This window comes from Bradyrhizobium sp. Pha-3 (genome assembly GCF_042258325.1).
GTDB lineage: Bacteria > Pseudomonadota > Alphaproteobacteria > Rhizobiales > Xanthobacteraceae > Bradyrhizobium > Bradyrhizobium elkanii.
In genome coordinates this window covers 5,310,916-5,331,509 of the sequence record NZ_CP170151.1, presented here as the reverse complement: position 1 = coordinate 5,331,509, position 20,594 = coordinate 5,310,916, and the positions used below count along the sequence as shown (strand labels likewise).

The following is a 20,594-nucleotide window of genomic DNA, read 5'->3' as shown; positions in this document are numbered from 1 at the left end:
GACCTGCCATGTCTCCTGCGTCTTTGTGGACCGCATGGCCAGCCTTGACTTCTGCTCCGAACGGTCTGATAGTTCTGTCATGACAGAAATAACCGCCAAGAAAAAACTCCCTGCCGTCGTCGAGCGCTTCATCCTGCATTGGGGCGACATGGGCGACGAATGGGGCGTCAACCGTTCGGTCAGCCAGATCCACGGGTTGCTCTACCTCGCCGAAGCGCCGATGACGGCGGAGGACATCGCCGACACCCTCGGCATGGCGCGCTCGAACGTCTCCAACTCGATCAAGGAGCTGTTGTCCTGGGGATTGATCCGGCGGGTGCCGATCCTTGGCGACCGCCGCGACCACTTCGAGGCCGAGACCGACATCTGGGAGGTCGCGGCCAAGATCGCGGCGGGACGCAAGGAGCGCGAGATCGATCCCGCGCTCGCAGCGCTGCGCGCCTGCGTCTCCGACGCGGCCGACGATCCGGCTATCAGCCCGCTCGCGAGCAAGCGGCTGAAGGAGATGCTGACATTCACCGAGCTGGTCGACCGCTGGTACACGCAGATGCTGAACGTGCCGCGGCCGCGCCTGGTCGCGCTGATCAAGCTCGGCGAGAAGATCGTGAGTTTCCTGCCCACGGGCAGGGCCAAATAAAGGCGGCGGCGTAACGGGAGCGTGCGATGGCGTCAGCAAGGATATCCACCTTAAAGACAGCACCGGCTTCCGATACAAAGCTGCTCGACGACCATCGCTTCCGCGCATTGCTGTCGGACGAGGATTGGGGTCGCCTGCCGGTTGCGATCTGGCGGCGCTTCTCGAAACGGTTCGAGGACGGCAACACCGTCGTCTATGTCGGCGAGGTCGAGGAGGCGGCGAGCAGCCGCATCGGCTGGTGGCTGGCGCAGGCCGCGCGGCTGATCGGCGGGCCGTTCCCGACCGGCACCGAAACGCGCGTGCCGATGATCGTCACCGTCACCGAGGACGCGGCAAGCGGCGGCCAGGTCTGGACCCGCATCTGCGCGCGCCGCGACGGCTTCCCGCAGGTGATTCATTCCGCCAAGCGCTTTGCCGGGTCCACCGGGCTCGAGGAATATGTCGGCTCCGGCGTCAGCATGGCGCTGCGGATCGCGGTCGAGCACGAGGCGCTGGTGTTTCGCAGCGTCGGCTATTCGCTGCAGCTCGGCCCGTTTCGGATGCCGCTGCCCGAATGGCTCACGCCGGGCGGTCTCACCGTGACCCATTCCGATCTCGGCTGCGGCGACTTCCGCTTCACGCTGGAGATCATCCACCCGCGTTTCGGCCGGCTGATCCGTCAGTCCGCTGTGTTCAGGGAGGCCACGCCATGACGCCGCTGCTTTGGACGCTTGTCGCCATCCAGATTGCAATGGGCGCATTCGATACGTTCTATCACCACGAATTCACCGAGCGGCTGGCCTGGCGTCCCTCGCAGCGCCACGAGCTCCAGCTGCACAGCGTTCGCAACATGCTCTATGCGCTGCTGTTCCTCGTGCTCGGCTGGCTGGAGGTGCACGGCATTCTTGCGATCGCCATCATGGCCGTTCTCGTCGTCGAGGTCGTCATCACCTTGATGGATTTCGTCGAGGAGGATCTGAGCCGAAAGCTGCCGCCGAGCGAGCGGATCAATCACACGCTGCTGGCGATCAATTACGGCGCCATCCTGGTGCTGCTGGTGCCGGTCCTGACCGGCTGGGCGATGCTGCCGACCGCCGTCGCGCCGGCCTATGCGGGTCCGTTAAGTCTGTTCGCGACGGCTGCGGCCTTCGGCGCCGCGCTGTTCGGCGCGCGCGACTTTGCCGCCGCCAGACGCCTCGGACGGATGGTCAGCGTGCCGGCCGCGACGCTGGTCGAGAAATTGCCGGCGCGGCGGACCGTGCTCGTCACCGGCGCGACCGGCTTCATCGGCAGCCGCCTGGTCGCGAGCCTCACCGCATCCGGCCATCAGGTGATTGCGTTGATCCGCAATCCGGCAAAGGCGGACATGCTGACGCCACCGGTGACGCTGATCACGAGCCTCGACCAATTGCCCGCCGACACCGGGATCGACGCCATCGTCAATCTCGCGGGCGAGCCGATCGGCAACGGCCTATGGACCGAGGCCAAGCGCCGCAAGATCATCGCCTCACGGATCGACATGACGTCTGACGTGATCAAGCTGATCGCGCGCCTCGAACGCAAGCCGTCGGTACTCGTGAGCGGCTCCGCGACCGGCTGGTACGGACTCTGGCAGGACCAGGTGCTGACGGAGTCGGCGAAATCCCACGCCTGCTTCAGTCACGAATTGTGCGAGGCCTGGGAGAATGCGGCGATGCCGGCCGCGGATCACGGCGTGCGCGTGGCATATTTGCGGATCGGCCTCGTGGTCGGCACCGACGGCGGCTTCATCACGCGGATGCTGACGCCGTTCGAGTTCGGGCTCGGCGGCCCGCTCGGCTCGGGCAAGCAGTGGATGTCGTGGATCGAGCGCGACGACCTCGTGCGCCTGATCGCGCATGTGATTGCGAGACCTGAACTGTCCGGTCCTGTCAACGCGACCGCGCCGATCCCGGTGACCAACACGAAATTCACCCAGGAGCTCGGACGCCGTCTGCACCGGCCGGCGATCGTCCGCGTTCCGGCGGCGCTGCTCCGCGCCGTCGGCGGCGACTTCGCCGACGAGCTCTTGCTCGGCGGCCAGCGCGTGCTGCCGAACAAGGCGCTGAGCAACGGCTTTGTGTTCCGGCACGAAACCTTGCGCAGCGCGTTCGATGCCATCTTGTAAGGAGGTCTGGATGTGCAGCACCTGTTCCCGTGCATTCGGAGGTTGGCTTGCGGGCTGTGGCGCCGCGACCGCGGTGATTTCCGCCGTCGGTCAGACCATTCTGATGATGACGTCGCACGGCGATGTCGCGCGGCTGCTCTACGGCATCGTCGTGATGCTGCTTCCGTCGGCTGCGATCTTCGTGATCACTTGTCTGCTCACAGCAATTCCCACGGCGATCGTCGTCTGGTTCACCGAGGAGTTCCAGATCCGGGCCGCGGGATTTTTCGCCTGCGCAGGCGCGGCGATCGGCGCGTTGTGCATCAGTGTCCTTCTACGATCCCCGGCTGTCTGGACATCTGGGCTGGTTTGCCTGTTCGTCGTGGCCGGCTTTGTCGCCGGCCTGACCTACTGGTTCGTCGTGTGCGAACTGGCGACAGGCGAAGACTCGATGTGAACCGCTACGATGTTCAACCTATGCCGCAGACGCCACGCTCCGAAACGTCGCAGCCAGCGTCCTGAGTGCCGCGAGCTTGGCGGGATCGCCGACCTTTGAATGCAGCATCACCTTCGACGTGCCGAGCCGCGGTAGCTTGTGGGCAGGGCCGATATCGACCAGGCCCGGCGGTGCGATGCGGCGGACCAGGGGCGCAACGGCAAGCCCTGCAAGCGCGGCCGCCACCACCGCGGTGACGCCGCCGCCGACGAAGCTTTCGGTCCAGGCGATAGCGGCCTTGTCGAGCGCGCGCGCTGCGAGGGCGCGCACGCCGCAGGGCGGCGCCAGCGTTGCCAGCGGCAGCGCATCGCCGCGCGGCCAGACGAAGCGTTTGGCGGCGAACCAGCCGAATTCGTCCTCGGTCAGCTTCTCGCCGCCGCGCCGGCTGCCTTCCTGGCGCACGATCACGGCGTCAAGCTCGCCGCCATCGTAAGCATCGAGCATTTCGCGCGAGAAGCCGATGGTCACGGAGAGGGCAAGCTGGGAGGCCATCGCGTGCAGCCGCTCCAGCAGCGGCACCAGCTCCGGGCCCGCGGCGTGATCACTGATCCCGAGCGTGAGCTGCTGGCGCGCCGGTTTCTCGCCGGCCAGCGCGCGATCATGCACCTCGATCAGCGCGCGGGCGTGCTGCAGGAAGGCCGCGCCGTCGGCGGTCAGCCGCACCGTGCGCGGCGAACGCTCGACCAGCCGCTTGCCGAGCACCGTTTCGAGCCGCTGCAACTTCATGCTGATCGCCGCTTGCGTGGTGCCGAGCGCCTCGGCGGCGCGGGTGAAGCCTTGAAGCTCGGCGACCAGAAGGAAGGCCTGCACGGTGTCGATATCGAGCGTGGTTGTCATGATCAATGATCGTTATCATTACTATCTGCATAAATAAGATACCAAGATGATGCGCGAAGGTCTAGCTAGAGGAGGCGCGATTGACCCGCGCCAACCGAATTCAAGGAGACCGATCATGCCGCTCATCACCGTCACCTACGCGACCTCGCGCGAGAGGCCGTCGCTGAAGTCCGACATCGCCGCCGCCGTGTCGGATCTGAACGCACGGATTCTGCACAAGGATCCGAACGTCACCGCTGTTATCGTGAAGTCGGCTGATGCCGACGACTGGTTCGCAGGCGGCAAGTCGCTCGCCGAGCAGGGGCTTGCGAGCTACTGGCTCGACATCCACGTCACCGAGGGCACCAACACCAAGGACGAGAAGGCGGCCTATCTCGCGGCGCTGTTCAAGCGGATGGGCGAATTGCTCGGGCCGATCCACACCGAGAGCTACGCCCATGTCGACGAGGTGAAGGGCGACGCCTACGGCTTCGGCGGCCTCACCCAGGAGCGTCGCTACATCGCCGGCAAGCTCGAGGTCGCGCCGCAGAAGGCGGCGTGAAGCCTATGACGTCGCCTCCGGCAGGCGCGCTGCAGTGTCGCCGAACACCTCGGAAAAGGCCTGCCGGAGCGCGATGTCGACATCGGCCATCGTGATCGGCAGTCCGAGATCGACCAGTGAGGTGACGCCGTAGCGCGGATCGACCACGCCGCAGGGCACGATGGCCTGGAAGTGCGCAAGATCAGGCTCGACATTGATCGCGATGCCGTGGAAGGAGACCCAGCGGCGCAGCCGCACGCCGATCGCGGCGATCTTGTCCTCATGGCCCGGTCCCTTGTCCGGGCGCCGCACCCAGACCCCGACGCGGTCCTCGCGGCGCTCGCCGCGGACGTTGAATGCGGCCAGCGTGCGGATGATCCATTCCTCCAGCGAAGCGACATAGGCGCGCACATCGGGCCGGCGCCGCTTGAGGTCGAGCATCACATAGGCGACGCGCTGGCCCGGGCCGTGATAGGTGACCTGGCCGCCGCGGCCGCTCTGGAAGGTCGGAAAGCGCGGCGCGAGCAAATCGTCGGCCTTGCCGCTGGTGCCGGAGGTATAGAGCGGCGGGTGCTCCAGCAGCCATACCAGTTCGGGGGCCGAGCCGGCCGCGATCTTCGCCACCCGGTCGTCCATTGCGGCGAGCGAATCGGGGTAGGGCACCGCGCGGTCCGAAATCCGCCATTCGACCGCGCCTTCGCCCGAAGGGCGCGCAAAAGTCGTCGAATCGAGGCTCTGGCGTTCGTTAACCATTAGCTAACCCTAACGTGGTCAGGTGAACCCACAATCTAGTTCCAGTTCGGCGGTTCAGAAGTGCCCACCCTCGATAAAGTCAGCGTTGATCTCATGGTGGTCCTTGGCACCACCACGATGCCGATTCACCAGGTCATGCGGCTATCCCGCGGCGCCATCATCGAACTGGATGCCACCGAGGCCGACGAGGTCAAGATCCTCGCCAACAACCTGCCGGTGGCCAGCGGCGTGGTCCTGGTCGACCGCAACCGGATTGCGGTCGAGGTCAAGCAAATGCTGCCGAAATCTCCCGGCGTTCGCAGTTAATTCGCGCATTAATCGCCTTGTCCCTGCATGCATGATTTGTTACATGGCCCCGTCGATGCGGCGGCGCCTTAGGGTTCCATCCGGCATCCTAGCGCTCGTGGCGGAATTGGTAGACGCGCTGCCTTGAGGTGGCAGTGGGTAACACCGTGGGGGTTCGAGTCCCTCCGAGCGCACCATACCTCAGCCGATCCTTGAAATCGCTGGACTTTTCGGAACATGGCCGCTCGCCGGCTATGTCGGCCCGTGCCCTCCGGGGGCAGGTCCGACGAGTGCAGGCGGGTGACGTGGAGGTGCCGGTCGATGCGGTCATGTAACACCGGTCAGGTAGATTCGCGGATGCATGGCCTTACCGGTTTGGTGTTGCCGACCGAAGCCGGCCGCTTTCCCCCGATCGCGCGGCTGCAAGCCTGCCCCACCCGGGGCGCCTGATGATCTTTGCCAGCTACGCCTACCGCGTCGTCTCCAACTTCGTGTTCCTGGGGCTGGTCTATTTCATGCTGAACCTTCTGGAGAAGTACGAGCAGCGTGCGACGGTCGCGGTCCTGATCCTGGTCTATGCGGCGATGCACGCCTTTTCCGGCCTGCGCTCGTTCTATTTCTTCCAGCGCATCGAGCGCCTGGAGGGCGAGACGCGGCGGCTCGCCGCGGCGGCCGGCGAGGGGCCCAATGCTGTCGCCTCGCGCAGGCAGATCGTCGCCGATGTCACTGTGCTCAGGCATGCCGGCGAGATCAAATCCTATATCGACATCTTCTTCCTGGCGCTGGTGATCCTGCTCTGCGTCGCCAAGATCGTGGCCAGCTAGATCCCGTCAATCAGGCACGCGCCTGCCAGCCGACGCCTCGGCGCGCGGCGCGCGCTTCTTCAAATTATTGGCGACGTGGACTGAAGCATTCTCCACGGCCGGCGGCGCGACATGCAAGGGTGTGCCGTGGGCTCTGCCGTGCGCCGCGCCGGGCGCCTGATGCGCAGCCTGGTTCGGATGCCTGGCCTGGCGCGCGGAGAACGCCTGCGCGCGCGATACGCCAACGCCAACGGTCGCGCGCCGCGCGAGGCGGCGATCGGCCGCCGATCGGGCTGCGAGCAGGGTCAGGTCGAGCGCTTCGGGAACGCGGAACACGTCGGACGCCGGGACCGGCAATGTCGAGACCGATGCGAACCGCGCAAGCTGCGGCTGCGGCCACAGCGTGCGGACGGGCATCGCGACCCGGGCGCGCTGGGCGTGGTCGAGGATGTCGGCATCGCGCCAATCCATGTCGGCAAGCACCGGGGCAGGCAGCGTCCGCGTCGCGGTGAAGACGAAGTTCGGAATCCTGGGCCAGCGCGTGGTCGCCACCGTCTCGGTCGGCGGATGCAGGTACCATTGCTGCGGCTGGGTCGGCGTCGCCGGGCGATCGGGCGCTGCGGGCACGACATGAACGATCCGGTAGCCACGCTCCTTCAACGTGTTGAGGATGCGCGGCAGCGCCGCAACGGTGCGCGGCTGGATGTCGTGCAGCAGCAGGATGCCCTTGCGCTTGGCTTCGATCCGCTGGATCGCGAGGTCATAGACCCGCTGCGGCGAGATGTGGCGCCAGTCGTCCGCCGGGAAGTCGGCGCTCCAGACCTGGATGCCCTGTGACGCCAGATAGGCCTCCGGGATCTCGGCGCGCATCAGGCCGGGAATCCGGAAGAACGGCGCCAGCTTGCTCTTGTCGCCATTGAGTGCGGCGAGCGTCGAGGCGATGCCGTCGTCGACCTCCTGCCGCACCTTCTCGAGCGGCATCTTGTTCATCGTCAGCGGATGGTTCTGGCTGTGCGTGCCGACGGTATGTCCGGCCGCGATCAGCTTGCGCACGCCCTCTGGATTGAACCGGGCCTGGGAGCCGATGGTGAAGAAGGTCGCCTTGACGCACTGGCTGGCAAGAATGGCCAGCACCTGGTTGCTGTATTTCGGCAGCGGCCCGTCGTCGAAGGTCAGTACCACTTCGTGATCGGCGAGCGGCAAGGTCTCCGGATACTGCATGGTGCCGATCCGGGGATGCTCCTTGGGATCGACGACGAGGGTCCGCGAGGTGCCGAGTGCGTTGGGGTAAGGGCAGTCTGCGGCGAGGGCGGCGTACGGCGTCATCAAGCCGCAGCCCAGCAGCGCCGCGCGGACCACGGTCCGCGACCACTTCCGGATCATCACCAGGACGTTTGCAATCATCGAATCTCGGCCGCATTCCAAACGCACTGACGAATCCTTAGGTGCGGCGCCATGAATGCCGCCTTAACGGTCTGTAATCCACCTTGGGCCCCGGGTTCAATGTGTCCGGTCGGACACGGTTTTCATCGCCGGCGGGACGATGTGGACGACGTGGTAATTATGCTCCTGCAGGTACCTCAAGAAGGCGGGCAGCATCTCGGCTGTCCGCATTTGCGGGTCATGCAGCAGGATAATTCCCTTTCGGTGGCCTTCGAGCCGCCCGGTGAGCAGCTTGAGTTCCTCCTCGGGGGGCATCTTGTTCCAATCGCTGGCCCAGAAATCGGCTCCGAACACCGCGATACCGCGCTTTTCCAGGCGATCGAGCAGCGCGGGCGTCGACTCGAAATAGGGGAACCGGAAGAACGGCGTGCTCGGGACCGTGCTTGCGGTGCCGCGCAGCGCCGTCTGGACCGCTTCTATTCCCCGGTTGATGTTCGCCTCGGCCTGATCCGTCGGCATCTTGTTGAGATGCGGATGGTCCCAGCTGTGATAGCCGATGGAGTGGCCGAGGCGCGCGATCTTGCGGACCATATCGGGATGATCGGCCGCGTTGCGGCCGACCATGAAGAAGGTTGCCTGCACGCATTCGGCGGCCAGCGCCGTCAGCACCTTGTCGGTGACCCCCGGCGTCGGTCCGTCGTCGAAGGTCAGCACGACCTCGCCATCCCTGAGCGGCAGGGTTTGCGGAAAGCTCTTCAGCCCGACGCGCGGATAGGTCGCAGGGTCGACCTCGAGCACACGTGAGGTGCCGAGCGCGTCCTTGCGCTGGCATTCGGCGGCGTGCGCCGAGCCGCACAGTGCAACAGGCGCGAGCGCCACCAGCGCCGCGAAAGCCCTCCGGAGCGGTCGCGGTGCGCTCGACATCTTTCTCATTGCACTGGGCCCCACCGATTAGGTAATCCGTTCCGCACTCATCCAACCAGTTTTTCCCCTCCTGTCAAACCGGCGAAACACGGCATGGCCGAGAATTTCGACGCTGCCGAACCCGCCGAGGCCGACCCGCTGGCCCGGATGCCGATGCGGGACGAGGAGGGCGACCTCCGCGGCGAATTCGTCGCGGCGATCACCCGGGCCATCCACGCCGCCGACCGGCCGCTGCTGTGCGAGGTGGTGGCGGAACTGCACGAGGCCGATCTCGGCGACCTGATCGCGGCGCTGGAGCCGGACGACCGCGTCACCCTGGTCGAGCTCACCGGCACCGATTTCGACTTCTCGGCGCTCAACGAGGTCGACGAGACGGTCCGCGAGGAGATCCTCGAGGAACTCAAGCCGGAGACGGTTGCCGAGGGCGTCCGGGAGCTCGAATCCGACGACGCCGTCGAGCTGCTGGAGAGCCTCGACGAGGAGGACCAGGAAGAGATCCTGGAGAAGCTGCCGGCGGCCGAGCGCGAGGACATCGAGCGCAGCCTGCTGTACCCGGAGAATTCCGCCGGTCGGCGGATGCAGACCGAGTTCATCGCGGTGCCGCCGGATTGGAATGTCGGGCAGGCGATCGACTACATGCGCGACACGCCGGACCTGCCGGATCGCTTCTACGAAATCTATGTGGTCGATGCCGACAAGCACCTGCTGGGCGCGGTGCCGCTCGACGTGCTGCTGCGTACGCGCCGCCCGATCGCGATCAAGGACCTGATCGACGAGGACCGTCGCCGGGTTTCCGCGCTGGAGGACCAGGAAGAGGTCGCGCGGATGTTCGGCAAGTACAATCTGGTCGCAGCTCCCGTGGTCGACACCATCGACCGGCTGGTCGGCGTGATCACCATCGACGACGTCGTCGACGTGATCGAGGAGGAGGCCGACGAGGACTTGAAGGCGCTCGGCGGCGTCACCAGCGACGAAGAGCTGTCCGACACGGTGTGGACCATCGCCCGCGGCCGCTTCAACTGGCTGCTGGTCAATCTCGCCACCGCGTTCCTGGCCTCGTCGGTGCTCGGCCTGTTCGAGGGCCAGCTCGAGAAGATGGTGGCGCTTGCGGTGCTGGCGCCGATCGTGGCGAGCCAGGGCGGCAACGCCGCGACCCAGACCATGACGGTCGCGGTGCGCGCGCTCGCCACCCGCGAGCTCGGCTCCTACAACGCGATGCGCGTGGTGCTGCGCGAGACCATGGTCGGGCTCGTCAACGGCATCGCCTTTGCCGTCATCACCGGCGTCGCCGCAGTGGCCTGGTTCAAGATCCCCGGCCTCGGCATCGTGATCGGGCTTGCGATCATCTGCAATCTGGTGGCCGGCGCGCTCGGCGGCATCCTGATCCCGATGGTGCTGGAACGGGTGCGGGCCGACCCCGCGGTCGCCTCCGGCACCTTCGTCACGACCGTCACCGACGTGGTCGGCTTCTTCTCGTTCCTCGGCATCGCCACGCTGTGGTTCGGGCTCAAGTAACGCGCTCGCGGGTAGGGCGGCGCATGGTTCGGGCGCGAGCCGCGCCGGGCTGCTTATCGTTAATCCGAACTTAACGCGCTTCATCGATGATGCCGCTATCTCCAAGGGGCCATCACGGGGGCCATCATGCAGCGGTTGCGGCTCAAGGCGGACGGACGGATCGTCGAATTGCGCGACGGGCAGGAAATCCCGCTCGTGCCCGCACATCCCGACCAGGCTGCGATGCAGCCTGCCGCGGCGCAGCCGGCCGTGCGCGATCTGCGCCGCCGGGCCCGGCTCACCCAACTCGAATTCGCCGCCAAGCTCGGCGTGCCCGTGGAAACCATCCGCAACTGGGAGCAGGGCAAGCGCGCGCCGCGCGGACCTGCCCGCGCGCTGCTTGCGGTGATCGCCCATTCGCCGGAGACGGTGTTCGCCGCGTTGTCGAGCGAGCCGACGGCGGCTTGAGCGGGTGGGGCGTCGTTCGCCATCATTGCTGCAATCTCGGTGTCGTCCCTGCGAAAGTGTTTGGTCCCGTGTGATTGGCGAGGACCCTGCATTGGGGCCAGGTAGCCGAGGCATTTGAGGCGAGTTCGGTTGTAGTCGTGGACGAACTTGGCGATGAAGGCGTCCCGATCGGCATGGTCGATGAAGGTGCGCCTTGCGCTGCCGCGCTTTTGTTCGCGGCCAATGGCTTCGGCGATACGACGGTTGAAGCGTTCAACGAGACCGTTGGTCTGCGGGTGGTAGGGCTTGGTCAGGCGATGCTGGATGCCGCGCTGCCTGCAGAGCTGATCAAAGGGATGGTCGCCGGACGGTTTCCCGACCGGCTTGTTCTTCTTGTCGACCGCGAAGCGGTCGGTGAACTCGGCGCCGTTGTCGGTCAGGATGGTGTGAACCTGGTGCGGGAAGTCGGCCAGGAAGCGTTTGAGGAAGCCGGTCGCGGTGGCTCCGTCCCGCCTGGAATGGATCTCGACAAAGACGTAGCGGGTGGCGCGGTCGATGGCGAGGAAAGCATAGCTGGTGCGGCGTTGCAGAGCCGGCAGATACTTCACGTCGATATGGATAAAGCCGATGCTGGCGGTCTCGAAGATGCCGGGCTTGGGCTTGTCAGGCTTGGCAAGCCGGCTGATGCCATTGCGCTGCAGGCAGCGGTGAATGGCGCTGCGGGACAGCTTGGCATTGATGCATCGCTGCATCACCTCGACGATGTCGTCCAGCGGCAACTGCAGCGACGTCCGCAACTCGCAAACCGCTCGCTCTTCGACGGCCGACAGGCTGGTAGTGAGGTTGTTCGGCCGGTGCGAACGGTCTCCAACCGTGGTGCGGCCGCGCCAGCGGTAGATCGTGGTCTCGCTGACCCCCAGTTCAGCCGCCAACTGGGCAACCGACTTCTTGCTGCGCTGGATGTAGGCGCGCGTCTTTGGTGTCGTGGTGGCGTTTGCATGCAGGCTCAGTTCCATGACCCGAGGTGCTCCCTGACAAAGGCCACGCCTCGTTCTACACCGATTCCACCCAACCAATCAGCAGGGACCAAACACGAAAGCAGGGACCCATAACCACCGACGCTGATTGTTGCGCGATGTTGGAACAACGAGTCGCTTCAACAACAACCGCCGCGGAATATGGGTCCCTGCTTTCGCAGGGACGACGGTGAGTTTGTTGCGCTGGCTGTGAGTCAAACTTCCGCATTCTCGCGACATGAATTGTGCGAGCTTTGCTATTCGTTCCGCCCTCTCTTGAGCAGAGGGCGCAGGGAAAGCCGGGTGCCGATCGCACCCATGGGCCCCGTGCAAAAGGTAGAAAGCACGGGGGTAGGACCACAGGTGTAACCGGAAACAACCCGGCTTTCCCTGCGCGATGGGTTACGGCTTATACGTGCTCTCCCCGGTGAGACTGGGCTTTTTTGTCACCGTCTTCGCAACGACGCATTCACGTCCTGCGAAGAGACACCTGCCGCTAGGGCGTCAGGCCTGCACGATTTCACCGTCCGCGTCATGCGCACTAGTCAGTTGCGCACTCGGCGTCCACCGCATCTCACCGCAACACCCGTGACGATGCGCAGCGCCCCTCGATCGGGTGAGATGGGTGCATCTATACACCAAGCTACGTTTCGGATAAAGCGAAACATTTTTGCTCCGGAGGCTTGACCTGTCGGGCAACTCAATGATCGGCTATTTCCGGGCAGCCCGCGGCCGCGAGCGCCAATCCTCGTGACACGCCTGGCCAGGTCAGGGATTTCGCCGGGAAGTGCTCAAGCATCCATCAGCCGCAGCAAGGCTGTTTGGCTTTCGGCGTGCAGCAGGACACCTGTTCCTGGAGCCATCGGTCGCGCGGTTTGCAGCTCGACGGGCGCGCCGAGAGATAGACGCGGATCGCAGCGTCGCCGGTCTCCATGCGTTCCGCGCGATAGATCTGCATCGGCCGAACACCGTCGCTCACCTCAAATGTCAGCCTGGCTTGCGGGTCGAAGCCGACGGCCTCGTCGACCTTGCGGATGATCGCAAGAAACCTTCCGGCCGGCATGTGACCGCCGTTTTCCTCCTCGATGTCCCAGAGCTGAATGAAGGTCTCGCTCCAGCTCTCCGGGTTCGCGCCGCAATCGAGCGCCCTGAATGAACCGGTTTTGACTTCGGTCACGTGGTAGCTGGGGCGGACGTCCCGGCCGTCGTAGCTGAAGATCAGCGGTTTGTCCTTGTGCGCCTCAAGGCTGGAAAGGAGAGCTGCCGATGACAGCTCTTCCACCGGAAGCAGGGCGCCGACGATCGAACGGGTATTGGCAAGCGTGTCCATGGCTGCTATCCTCATTTCAATGATTATTGAATTGTAGGATTATCGAAAGATGGAGGAGCGTCAAGCCCGAACCGCGTTTGCCGCGCTGTCGCAGGAAACGCGGCTGCGGATCGTGCGATTGCTGGTCAAGGCCGGTCCTGAGGGGATGGCCGCGGGGGCGATTGCGGAGGCGGTCGAGGTGTCGCCATCCAACGTGTCGTTCCATCTGAAGGACCTAGAACACGCCGGCATGATCCTGCCGCGCCGCGAGGCGCGCTCGATCATCTACTCGGCGGATTTCACCGGTTTGCGTGACCTCATTGCCTTCCTGATGAAGGATTGCTGCGCGGGCCACCCGGAGATCTGCGCGCCGGCGCTCGCCGCCGCCCAGTGCAAGCCTTCCACGAGCAAAAAGAAGGCGCGTGCCTGATGCGCGATTTCGATCTGCCACGGCGCCTTGTGGCCGAAGGTCTCGGCACGTTGCTTCTGGTCGCGACCGTCGTTGGCTCCGGCATCATGGCAGAAACCCTGACCAAGGACGTGGCGCTGGCGCTGCTCGGCAACACACTGCCGACCGGCGCCATCCTGGTGGTGCTGATCACGATCCTTGGACCGATATCCGGCGCGCATTTCAATCCGGCGGTCACGCTGGTGTTCACACTCAAGGGCGAACTCCGCCCGCCGCACGCCGCGCAGTACGTCGCGGCGCAGGTGCTCGGGGGAATCCTGGGTGCGATGGTCGCGCATGCCATGTTCGGCCTGCCGCTCCTGGAGCTCTCCGCCAAGGCGAGGACCGGGTTCCCGCAGTGGTTTGCCGAATTCGTTGCCGCGTTCGGCCTGGTCGCAACGATCATCGGTGGCCTGCGGTTTCGCGAGGCCGCCATTCCATGGCTGGTCGGGCTCTACATCACGGCCGCCTACTGGTTCACCGCGTCCACGTCTTTCGCCAATCCAGCCGTTGCCATCGCGCGATCATTCACCGATACGTTTTCCGGTATCCGCCCGCAGGACCTGCCGGGATTTATCGTCGCCGAGATGCTGGGGGCGATGGTCGCGCTGGCGCTGATGACGTGGCTCCTGCGGCAGACCGAAACGAAGATGGAAGCAATCCGATGACGATCACGATCTACCACAATCCCGATTGCGGGACGTCGCGCAACACCCTGGCCATGATCCGCCAAAGCGGGGAGGAGCCCGAGATCGTCGAATATCTCAAGACGCCGCCCGCGCGCGACACGCTGATCGCGCTGATCAAGGCGATGGGCATGACGCCCCGCGCGCTGCTCCGCGAGAAAGGCACGCCTTATGCGACGCTCGACCTTGCCAATCCGAAATGGAGCGACGACGAACTGATCGATTTCATGATCGCGCATCCGATCCTGATCAATCGGCCGATCGTGGTCTCGCCGAAGGGCGTGAAACTGTGCCGGCCGTCCGAGGCCGTGCTCGATCTCCTCGCCGTGGCCGACATCGGCCAGTTCGTCAAGGAGGACGGAGAAGCGGTTCCGCCCAGGACGCCGGGTGTGCGCGCCGGATGAGCCGCCGTGCAGACAACGTCCTGATTGTTGCGCTAGGGACTACGCAAACGCTTGCCTGGGCGTCGAGCTATTATCTGCCCGCCATCCTCGCGGACCCGATCGCGCGGGACCTCGGCATCTCGACCAACTGGCTGTTCGCCGCGTTCTCGATGGCGCTGGTGATCTCCGGGCTGCTCGGTCCGCGCGTCGGCCGCCAGATCGACCGGATGGGCGGACGCGAAGTGCTCTGCGCGTCGAACCTCATTCTGGCGTCGGGGCTGATCCTGCTCGGGCTGTCGCAGGGCGCCGTGCTGATGGCGGTGAGCTGGCTGTTGCTCGGCGTCGGCATGGGCCTTGGCCTGTATGATGCAGCCTTCGCGGCGCTCGGGCGCATTTACGGCAACGCCGCCCGCCGCTCCATCACCGGCATTACATTGATCGCGGGCTTTGCCAGCACGATCGGCTGGCCGCTGAGTGCGTGGGGGCTCGCAACCATCGGCTGGCGCTGGACCTGTTTCGGCTGGGCGGCGGCGCACATCCTGATCTGCTTGCCGCTCAACGGCCTCCTGATCCCCAAGCTGAAGCGGGAGCATCGGATCGCGGCCGACACGCCGAAGCCGCACATTGCCATCGACCGCGCGATGGTGTTGCTTGCCTTTGCCTTCGCCGCCGCTTGGAGCGTGACGTCGGCGATGGCGGTTCATCTGCCGCGAATTCTGGAGTCGCTCGGTGCGACGCAGGCGCAGGCGATCGCGGCAGGCGCACTGATCGGCCCGGCGCAGGTGGCGGCACGCATTATCGAAGCGAGCCTGCTGAAGCGCTTCCACCCGCTCTGGTCGGCGCGCCTGGCCTGCATCACACATCCCTTGGGCGCCTGCGTCATCGGCCTGTTCGGCGGTGGCTTCGCGGGGGTGTTCGCGCTGTTGCACGGTGCGGGGAACGGAATCCTGACGATCGCGCGCGGCACGCTGCCGCTGGCGATATTCGGTCCGAAGGATTACGGCTACCGCCTGGGACTGCTCGGCGCGCCGTCGCGACTGTCTCAAGCCCTCGCGCCCCTCATATTCGGATTCCTGATTTCACCGCTCGGCGGCTACACGCTTGCGGTCACATCGGCTCTGAGCTTGGCTGCGCTTCTGGCGCTGTTCGCACTCAAGCCCGGGCCGAAGACCCCCTCGCGGTAGCATCACGACCCTTCATCCGCCGGACCGTGTCGATGAACGCCTTGATGATCGGCGAATGACCGCGTCCGCTGTGATGCGCGATGCTGTACTGGGTCTTGATGGTGCGGTCGCTAATCTCGAGCGCGCGCAGGTTGGGGTGCGGCACGAATTCGAAGTCGGCGACGACGCTGATGCCGAGGCCGCGCTCGACCGCCTTCCACACGCCCTCGCGGCTCTCGATCTCGAACACCGGTTCGATCCTGATGTCCTCGGCCTGCATCGTCGCCTCGAACGCGCGCCGCGTGGTCGAGCCGCGCTCGCGCAGCACGATAGGCTGGTCGGCCAGCTCGCGCAGCCTGACCGACTTGCGCTTGAACCAGGGATGATCGCGGTTGACGAACACGATCACGCGGTGCGTGCGGTAGGGGATCATGGTGACGCGCGGATCCTCCGGCACCTCCGCCAGGATCGCGACGTCGGCCTCGAAGTTGACGATGTGGCGGAAGGTGCGTTCGGAATTGCCGAGCAGGGTCGAGATCTGCACCTCCGGATGATCGCGCTTGAACGCCGCGATGATTTCGGTGGCATGGAACGGCCCGACGGTCGCGACCCGCAGGTGTCCCTTGGTGGCCTTGCCGTGCGCGGCCAACAGGTCGTGCGCCTCGTCGCAGAACGTCATGATGCCGCGAGTGATTTCGAACAGCGCGGCGCCGGCCTCGGTGAGCTCGGTATGTCGCGGCTTCCGGATCAAGAGCTCGACGCCGTAGCTCTCCTCCAGCTCCTTAACCTGAATGGTCAGCGTCGGCTGACCGACATTGAGCACGCGCGAGGCCGCGGTGAAGCCGCCATGGGTGGCGACCGCATGGAAGGCGCGCAGCTGGCTGAACACTATTGACATAATCAATAGAACGCATCCGTAGAATGAATTTGTCAATAGCAGCCGGCGCCGTACCTTCGCGCCAAACGGAGGACGCGCGGATGGACTGGACTTATTCCAACCCGGTGAGGATCGAATTCGGAGCCGACAGCTTCGACAAGCTGCCGGGACTGATCGGCAAGCGCGCCTACGCGCTCGTGACCTATGGCGAGCCGGTCTTCGACGAGCTCGAGCGGCGGCTGCGCGCCGCGGCGGGACCGTCGGTCCTGACCATCCGCGACGTCGCGCCCAATCCGGACTACCGCCTGCTCACCGAGCAGACCGCGCGCTTTGCCGGGCTCGCGAGGCAGCCCGAGGTGATCGTCGCGCTCGGCGGCGGCTCGGTGATCGACTCCGCAAAGGTGTTCGCGGCCGCCGGCGGCGACTTCGCGACGGTCAAGACCTATCTGGAGACACAGCAGGGCGCCGCGCGCCTCGCGGCGATCCCGATCATCGCGGTGCCGACCACCGCGGGCACCGGCAGCGAAGTGACCTGCTGGGGTACGGTGTGGGACGAGGCCAACGGCAAGAAATATTCGCTGGCGCGTCCGTCGCTTTATCCGACCCATGCGGTGATCGATCCGCGCCTGATGCTCGGCAAGCCGCAGCTTCTCACCATCAGCACCGGGCTCGACGCGCTGTCGCATGCGCTGGAGAGCATCTGGAACGTCAACAACAACCCGGTGTCGGCCAACCACGCGGTGGCCGCGGCGCGCAGCATCCTCGACGTGCTGCCGAAGCTCGCCAACGACCTCGGCAATCTCGAGCTGCGCAGCGGCATGGCGCAGGCGGCGCTGTTCGCAGGCCTGGCGTTCTCCAACACCAAGACCGCGATCGCGCATTCGCTGTCCTATCCGATCACGCTGCGGCACGGCGTGCAACACGGCATAGCGTGCTCGTTCTCGCTGCCGATGGTGCTGCGGAGCGTCAAAGGGGCGGGCGGGCTCTGCGAGGACAGCTTGAAGCAGATCTTCGGCGCCGACCTGGCGCGGGCGGCCGACGATCTCGAGGACTTCATGGCGCGGCTCGGCATCTCCTGCAATCCGGCCGCCTACAGGATCGAGCGCGCCGAATGGCACGCGCTGATCGCGGACTCGCTCGAAGGCGAGCGCGGCCGCAACTTCTTAGGGTCGAAGGAACGGCTGATCGAAGCAGCGCAGACGCTGCGGATGCCGAGCGCGGTGAACGCGTGACGACGGCGCAGTGACAGGGAGAGGCATCATGCAAGACAATCGCAAGACAATCACCGTCAACGGGCGCCGTTACGACGCGCCGACGCGGCCAACCGTCGTGATCTGCCTCGACGGTTCGGAGCCCGGCTATATCGAGCAGGCGATCGAGGCCGGCGTCGCGCCGACTTTCGCGCGCTTCATGAAGGAGGGCGCGCATGTTCATGCCGCCAGCGTGATCCCGAGCTTCACCAATCCGAACAACCTCTCGATCATCACCGGGCGCCCGCCCGCGGTGCACGGCATCGCCGGCAACTACTTCTATGACACGGCGAACAACGCCGAGGTCATGATGAACGATCCGAAATTCCTGCGCGCACCGACCATCCTGGCCGGTGTCCATGACGCCGGCTACAAGGTCGCCGCCGTCACCGCCAAGGACAAGCTGCGCACCTTGCTTGCGTACGGTCTGGACTATTCCAGCGGCCGCGCCATCGCGTTCTCGTCGGAGAAGGCCGATCAGGCCACCAAGACGGCCAACGGCATTGATGATGTGCTCGACTTCGTCGGCCTGCCGCTGCCCGAGGTCTACTCGGCCGACCTGTCGCGCTTCGTGTTCGCGGCCGGCGTCAAGCTGGTCGAGCACTGCCGTCCCGATCTGATGTACCTGTCGACCACCGACTACATCCAGCACAAGGTCGGGCTCGGCACCAAGGTCGCCAACGACTTCTACGCGATGATCGACGGCTATCTTGCCAAGCTCGATGCGCTCGGCTGCAACATCGTGGCGACCGCCGACCACGGCATGAACGACAAGTTCTTGCCCGACGGCAGGCCGGACGTGATCTACCTCCAGGACGTTATGGACGACTGGACCGGTGCGGGCGCCGCACGCGTGATCCTGCCGATCACCGATCCCTATGTCGCCCATCACGGCTCGCTCGGCTCGTTCGCGACCATCTACACGCCGGAGGGCGCCAACGTCGATACGCTGCTGTCGCGGCTGCGTGCGACCGGGGGCATCGAGGTCGCGCTGACGCGCAAGGAAGCCTGCGCCAGGTTCGAGCTGCCGCCGGACCGGATCGGCGACATCGTCGTGATCTCGACCAGGCACAAGGTGCTCGGCACCAGCGAGTCGCGTCACGATCTATCGGGCCTGACCGAGCCGCTGCGCTCGCATGGCGGGCTGACTGAGGAGCGGGTGCCGCTGATCGCCAACCGCAGGATCGCGCTGCCGGCCGGCCACGCCCTGCGCAATTTCGACGCCTTCGACGTCGCGCTCAACCGCATCCAGTGACGCTATCGGACCCCAAGGACAGTGCCATGAACATCCAGAGCCCGACCGTTCGCCACGAGCAGATGCGGATCGCAGGCAGCCTCGTCGACACCGACGAGCATGTCGAGGTCTTCAATCCCTACACCAACAAGGTGGTGGGCACGGTGCCGGCGGCGCGGCCGGAGCATGTGCGCAGCGCCTTCGCCAGGGCGGCCGCGTTCAAGCCGAAGCTGACGCGCTACGAGCGCCAGCGCATCCTGCTGCGCACCGCCGAGATCCTGGCCGGGCGCAAGGAGGAATTCGCGCGGCTGATCACCGCCGAGTCCGGCCTGTGCTGGAAGGATTCGCTCTACGAGGCCGGCCGCGCCTACGACGTCTATTCCTTTGCCGGCCAGCTCGCGATCAAGGACGACGGCGAGACGTTCTCCTGCGACATCAGCCCGCAAGGAAAGGCGCGCAAGATCTTCACGACGCGCACGCCGTTGCTCGGCGCGATCTCGGCGATCACGCCGTTCAACCATCCGCTCAACATGGTGAGCCACAAGATCGCCCCCGCGATCGCGACCAACAACCGTGTGGTGCTGAAGCCGACCGAGCTGACGCCGCTGACCGCGCTCGCGCTCGCCGACGTGCTCTACGAGGCCGGGCTGCCGCCGGAGATGCTGTCGGTGGTGACCGGCAATCCGCATTCGATGGGCGATGCGATGATCACCGATCCTGACGCCGATCTCGTGACCTTCACCGGCTCGGTCAGGGTCGGCAAGCACATCGCCAGCAAGGCGGGCTACAAGCGCCTGGTGCTCGAGCTCGGCGGCAACGATCCCCTGATCGTGATGGAGGACGCCGACCTCGAGAAGGCGGCCGAACTCGCGGTCACCGGCGCCACCAAGAATTCCGGCCAGCGCTGCACGGCCGTGAAGCGCATCCTCTGCGTCGAGGCGGTCGCCGACGATTTCGCTGCGCTGGTGCTGAAGAAGGCGCGCAAGCTGAAGTGCGGCGACCCGATGGACCCGACGGTCGACGTCGGCACCGTGATCCATGAGGGCGCGGCGAGGGAATTCGAGCGCCGCGTCAATGCCGCCGTCGCCGACGGCGCCGAGCTGCTGCACGGCAACGACCGCGACGGCGCCCTCTATCCGCCGACCGTGGTCGACCGGATTCCCTACACCAGCGAGCTGGTGATGCAGGAGACCTTCGGCCCGGTGATCCCGATCATCCGCGTGCCCGACGACATCGAGAGCGTGATCCGGATCTCGAACGCGACCGCGTTCGGCCTGTCGTCCGGCGTCTGCACCAACCGGCTCGACTACATCACGCGGTTCGTCAACGAGCTCGATGTCGGCACCGTCAACGTCTGGGAAGTGCCGGGCTATCGGATCGAGATGTCGCCGTTCGGCGGGATCAAGGACTCTGGCCTTGGCTACAAGGAAGGCGTGCAGGAGGCGATCAAGAGCTTCACCAACGTCAAGACCTATTCGCTGCCCTGGCCGGCATAGGGACGTCCGAACGAAGGCCGCACGCGTACGACAAGAACAACGCGGCGGC

Annotated in this window: 22 protein-coding genes, 1 tRNA gene and 1 pseudogene; 17 read left to right on the top strand and 7 right to left on the bottom strand. The window is 65.5% G+C overall.

The window, feature by feature from the left end:
• Nucleotides 1–79: 79 nt before the first annotated feature.
• From ACE10X_RS25155 to ACE10X_RS25140, 4 genes are read left to right on the top strand one after another with little or no spacing between them, the layout of a single operon-like run.
• Nucleotides 80–637 carry a GbsR/MarR family transcriptional regulator gene (locus tag ACE10X_RS25155; RefSeq protein ID WP_038385827.1) on the top strand — a complete coding sequence of 186 codons (558 nt, stop codon included), beginning with the start codon at nt 80–82 and terminating at the stop codon, nt 635–637.
• Between the two features lie 26 nt (nt 638–663).
• Nucleotides 664–1,329: a DUF4166 domain-containing protein gene (locus tag ACE10X_RS25150; RefSeq protein ID WP_038385826.1), complete on the top strand. Its 666-nt coding sequence runs from the start codon at nt 664–666 to the stop codon at nt 1,327–1,329.
• Nucleotides 1,326–2,762: a TIGR01777 family oxidoreductase gene (locus tag ACE10X_RS25145; RefSeq protein ID WP_038385825.1), complete on the top strand. Its 1,437-nt coding sequence runs from the start codon at nt 1,326–1,328 to the stop codon at nt 2,760–2,762. The genes ACE10X_RS25150 and ACE10X_RS25145 overlap by 4 nt, the downstream gene beginning before the upstream one ends.
• 10 nt (nt 2,763–2,772) lie before the next feature.
• Nucleotides 2,773–3,198, top strand: a complete 426-nt coding sequence (locus ACE10X_RS25140; RefSeq protein WP_038385824.1) for a hypothetical protein — start codon at nt 2,773–2,775, stop codon at nt 3,196–3,198.
• Nucleotides 3,199–3,216: 18 nt separating this feature from the next.
• Here ACE10X_RS25140 and ACE10X_RS25135 read toward each other — a convergent pair whose 3' ends face one another.
• Nucleotides 3,217–4,074 carry a LysR family transcriptional regulator gene (locus ACE10X_RS25135; protein ID WP_038385823.1) on the bottom strand — a complete coding sequence of 286 codons (858 nt, stop codon included), beginning with the start codon at nt 4,072–4,074 and terminating at the stop codon, nt 3,217–3,219.
• 115 nt (nt 4,075–4,189) lie between these two features.
• Here ACE10X_RS25135 and ACE10X_RS25130 point away from each other — a divergent pair, with 115 nt between their 5' ends.
• Nucleotides 4,190–4,615, top strand: a complete 426-nt coding sequence (locus ACE10X_RS25130; RefSeq protein WP_038385822.1) for a 4-oxalocrotonate tautomerase family protein — start codon at nt 4,190–4,192, stop codon at nt 4,613–4,615.
• Between the two features lie 3 nt (nt 4,616–4,618).
• On the opposite strand, the gene lipB is transcribed toward ACE10X_RS25130, so the two are convergent.
• Complete coding sequence (lipB, locus tag ACE10X_RS25125) at nt 4,619–5,347, bottom strand: lipoyl(octanoyl) transferase LipB (protein ID WP_038385821.1); 729 nt, start codon at nt 5,345–5,347, stop codon at nt 4,619–4,621.
• A gap of 60 nt (nt 5,348–5,407) precedes the next feature.
• Here lipB and ACE10X_RS25120 point away from each other — a divergent pair, with 60 nt between their 5' ends.
• The 3 genes from ACE10X_RS25120 to ACE10X_RS25110 all read left to right on the top strand — a co-directional run bounded on the left by ACE10X_RS25120 (nt 5,408) and on the right by ACE10X_RS25110 (nt 6,456).
• Nucleotides 5,408–5,653 carry a FliM/FliN family flagellar motor switch protein gene (locus ACE10X_RS25120; RefSeq protein ID WP_021080574.1) on the top strand — a complete coding sequence of 82 codons (246 nt, stop codon included), beginning with the start codon at nt 5,408–5,410 and terminating at the stop codon, nt 5,651–5,653.
• Nucleotides 5,654–5,744: 91 nt separating this feature from the next.
• A tRNA-Leu gene (locus tag ACE10X_RS25115) sits at nt 5,745–5,829 on the top strand.
• A gap of 252 nt (nt 5,830–6,081) precedes the next feature.
• Nucleotides 6,082–6,456: a hypothetical protein gene (locus tag ACE10X_RS25110; RefSeq protein WP_038385820.1), complete on the top strand. Its 375-nt coding sequence runs from the start codon at nt 6,082–6,084 to the stop codon at nt 6,454–6,456.
• Between the two features lie 6 nt (nt 6,457–6,462).
• Here ACE10X_RS25110 and ACE10X_RS25105 read toward each other — a convergent pair whose 3' ends face one another.
• Both ACE10X_RS25105 and ACE10X_RS25100 read right to left on the bottom strand, forming a co-directional pair.
• Nucleotides 6,463–7,839: a polysaccharide deacetylase family protein gene (locus tag ACE10X_RS25105; protein WP_038385819.1), complete on the bottom strand. Its 1,377-nt coding sequence runs from the start codon at nt 7,837–7,839 to the stop codon at nt 6,463–6,465.
• A 96-nt stretch (nt 7,840–7,935) separates the two neighbouring features.
• Entirely contained in the window at nt 7,936–8,751 is an 816-nt protein-coding gene (locus tag ACE10X_RS25100) for a polysaccharide deacetylase family protein (protein WP_051003071.1), read from the bottom strand.
• An 84-nt stretch (nt 8,752–8,835) separates the two neighbouring features.
• Between ACE10X_RS25100 and mgtE the strand changes: the two genes are divergently transcribed.
• Both mgtE and ACE10X_RS25090 read left to right on the top strand, forming a co-directional pair.
• Nucleotides 8,836–10,257 carry a magnesium transporter gene (gene mgtE / locus ACE10X_RS25095; RefSeq protein ID WP_038385818.1) on the top strand — a complete coding sequence of 474 codons (1,422 nt, stop codon included), beginning with the start codon at nt 8,836–8,838 and terminating at the stop codon, nt 10,255–10,257.
• 126 nt (nt 10,258–10,383) lie between these two features.
• Nucleotides 10,384–10,704: a DNA-binding transcriptional regulator gene (locus ACE10X_RS25090; protein WP_038385840.1), complete on the top strand. Its 321-nt coding sequence runs from the start codon at nt 10,384–10,386 to the stop codon at nt 10,702–10,704.
• Between the two features lie 146 nt (nt 10,705–10,850).
• On the opposite strand, the pseudogene ACE10X_RS25085 reads toward ACE10X_RS25090, so the two are convergent.
• Nucleotides 10,851–11,699: pseudogene (locus ACE10X_RS25085) on the bottom strand (DDE-type integrase/transposase/recombinase); the annotation flags it as partial.
• An 802-nt stretch (nt 11,700–12,501) separates the two neighbouring features.
• On the bottom strand, nt 12,502–13,029 hold the full coding sequence (locus ACE10X_RS25080) for a DUF6428 family protein (RefSeq protein WP_375763014.1): 528 nt from the start codon (nt 13,027–13,029) through the stop codon (nt 12,502–12,504).
• Between the two features lie 49 nt (nt 13,030–13,078).
• On the opposite strand from ACE10X_RS25080, the gene ACE10X_RS25075 reads away from it, so the two are divergent.
• The 4 genes from ACE10X_RS25075 to ACE10X_RS25060 are packed head-to-tail and all read left to right on the top strand — an operon-like array spanning nt 13,079 to nt 15,709.
• Nucleotides 13,079–13,438 carry a helix-turn-helix transcriptional regulator gene (locus ACE10X_RS25075; RefSeq protein ID WP_028343381.1) on the top strand — a complete coding sequence of 120 codons (360 nt, stop codon included), beginning with the start codon at nt 13,079–13,081 and terminating at the stop codon, nt 13,436–13,438.
• A complete protein-coding gene (locus tag ACE10X_RS25070; RefSeq protein WP_038385817.1) occupies nt 13,438–14,124 on the top strand; it encodes an MIP/aquaporin family protein in 687 nt (228 codons plus the stop codon). Before ACE10X_RS25075 ends, ACE10X_RS25070 begins: the two co-directional genes overlap by 1 nt.
• Entirely contained in the window at nt 14,121–14,546 is a 426-nt protein-coding gene (gene arsC, locus ACE10X_RS25065; protein ID WP_038385816.1) for an arsenate reductase (glutaredoxin), read from the top strand. The genes ACE10X_RS25070 and arsC overlap by 4 nt, the downstream gene beginning before the upstream one ends.
• Entirely contained in the window at nt 14,543–15,709 is a 1,167-nt protein-coding gene (locus ACE10X_RS25060; protein WP_038385815.1) for an MFS transporter, read from the top strand. The genes arsC and ACE10X_RS25060 overlap by 4 nt, the downstream gene beginning before the upstream one ends.
• On the opposite strand, the gene ACE10X_RS25055 is transcribed toward ACE10X_RS25060, so the two are convergent.
• Nucleotides 15,678–16,586, bottom strand: coding sequence for a LysR substrate-binding domain-containing protein (locus ACE10X_RS25055; RefSeq protein ID WP_038385814.1), 909 nt, complete (start codon nt 16,584–16,586; stop codon nt 15,678–15,680). The genes ACE10X_RS25060 and ACE10X_RS25055 overlap by 32 nt on opposite strands.
• 80 nt (nt 16,587–16,666) lie before the next feature.
• On the opposite strand from ACE10X_RS25055, the gene psrA reads away from it, so the two are divergent.
• From psrA to phnY, 3 genes are read left to right on the top strand one after another with little or no spacing between them, the layout of a single operon-like run.
• Nucleotides 16,667–17,797: an iron-containing alcohol dehydrogenase PsrA gene (gene psrA, locus ACE10X_RS25050; RefSeq protein ID WP_038385813.1), complete on the top strand. Its 1,131-nt coding sequence runs from the start codon at nt 16,667–16,669 to the stop codon at nt 17,795–17,797.
• A 25-nt stretch (nt 17,798–17,822) separates the two neighbouring features.
• Nucleotides 17,823–19,070 (top strand): phosphonoacetate hydrolase, encoded by a 1,248-nt coding sequence (gene phnA / locus ACE10X_RS25045; RefSeq protein ID WP_375764606.1) that lies wholly within the window; start codon nt 17,823–17,825, stop codon nt 19,068–19,070.
• Between the two features lie 26 nt (nt 19,071–19,096).
• On the top strand, nt 19,097–20,545 hold the full coding sequence (gene phnY, locus ACE10X_RS25040; protein ID WP_375763013.1) for a phosphonoacetaldehyde dehydrogenase: 1,449 nt from the start codon (nt 19,097–19,099) through the stop codon (nt 20,543–20,545).
• Nucleotides 20,546–20,594: the final 49 nt, after the last annotated feature.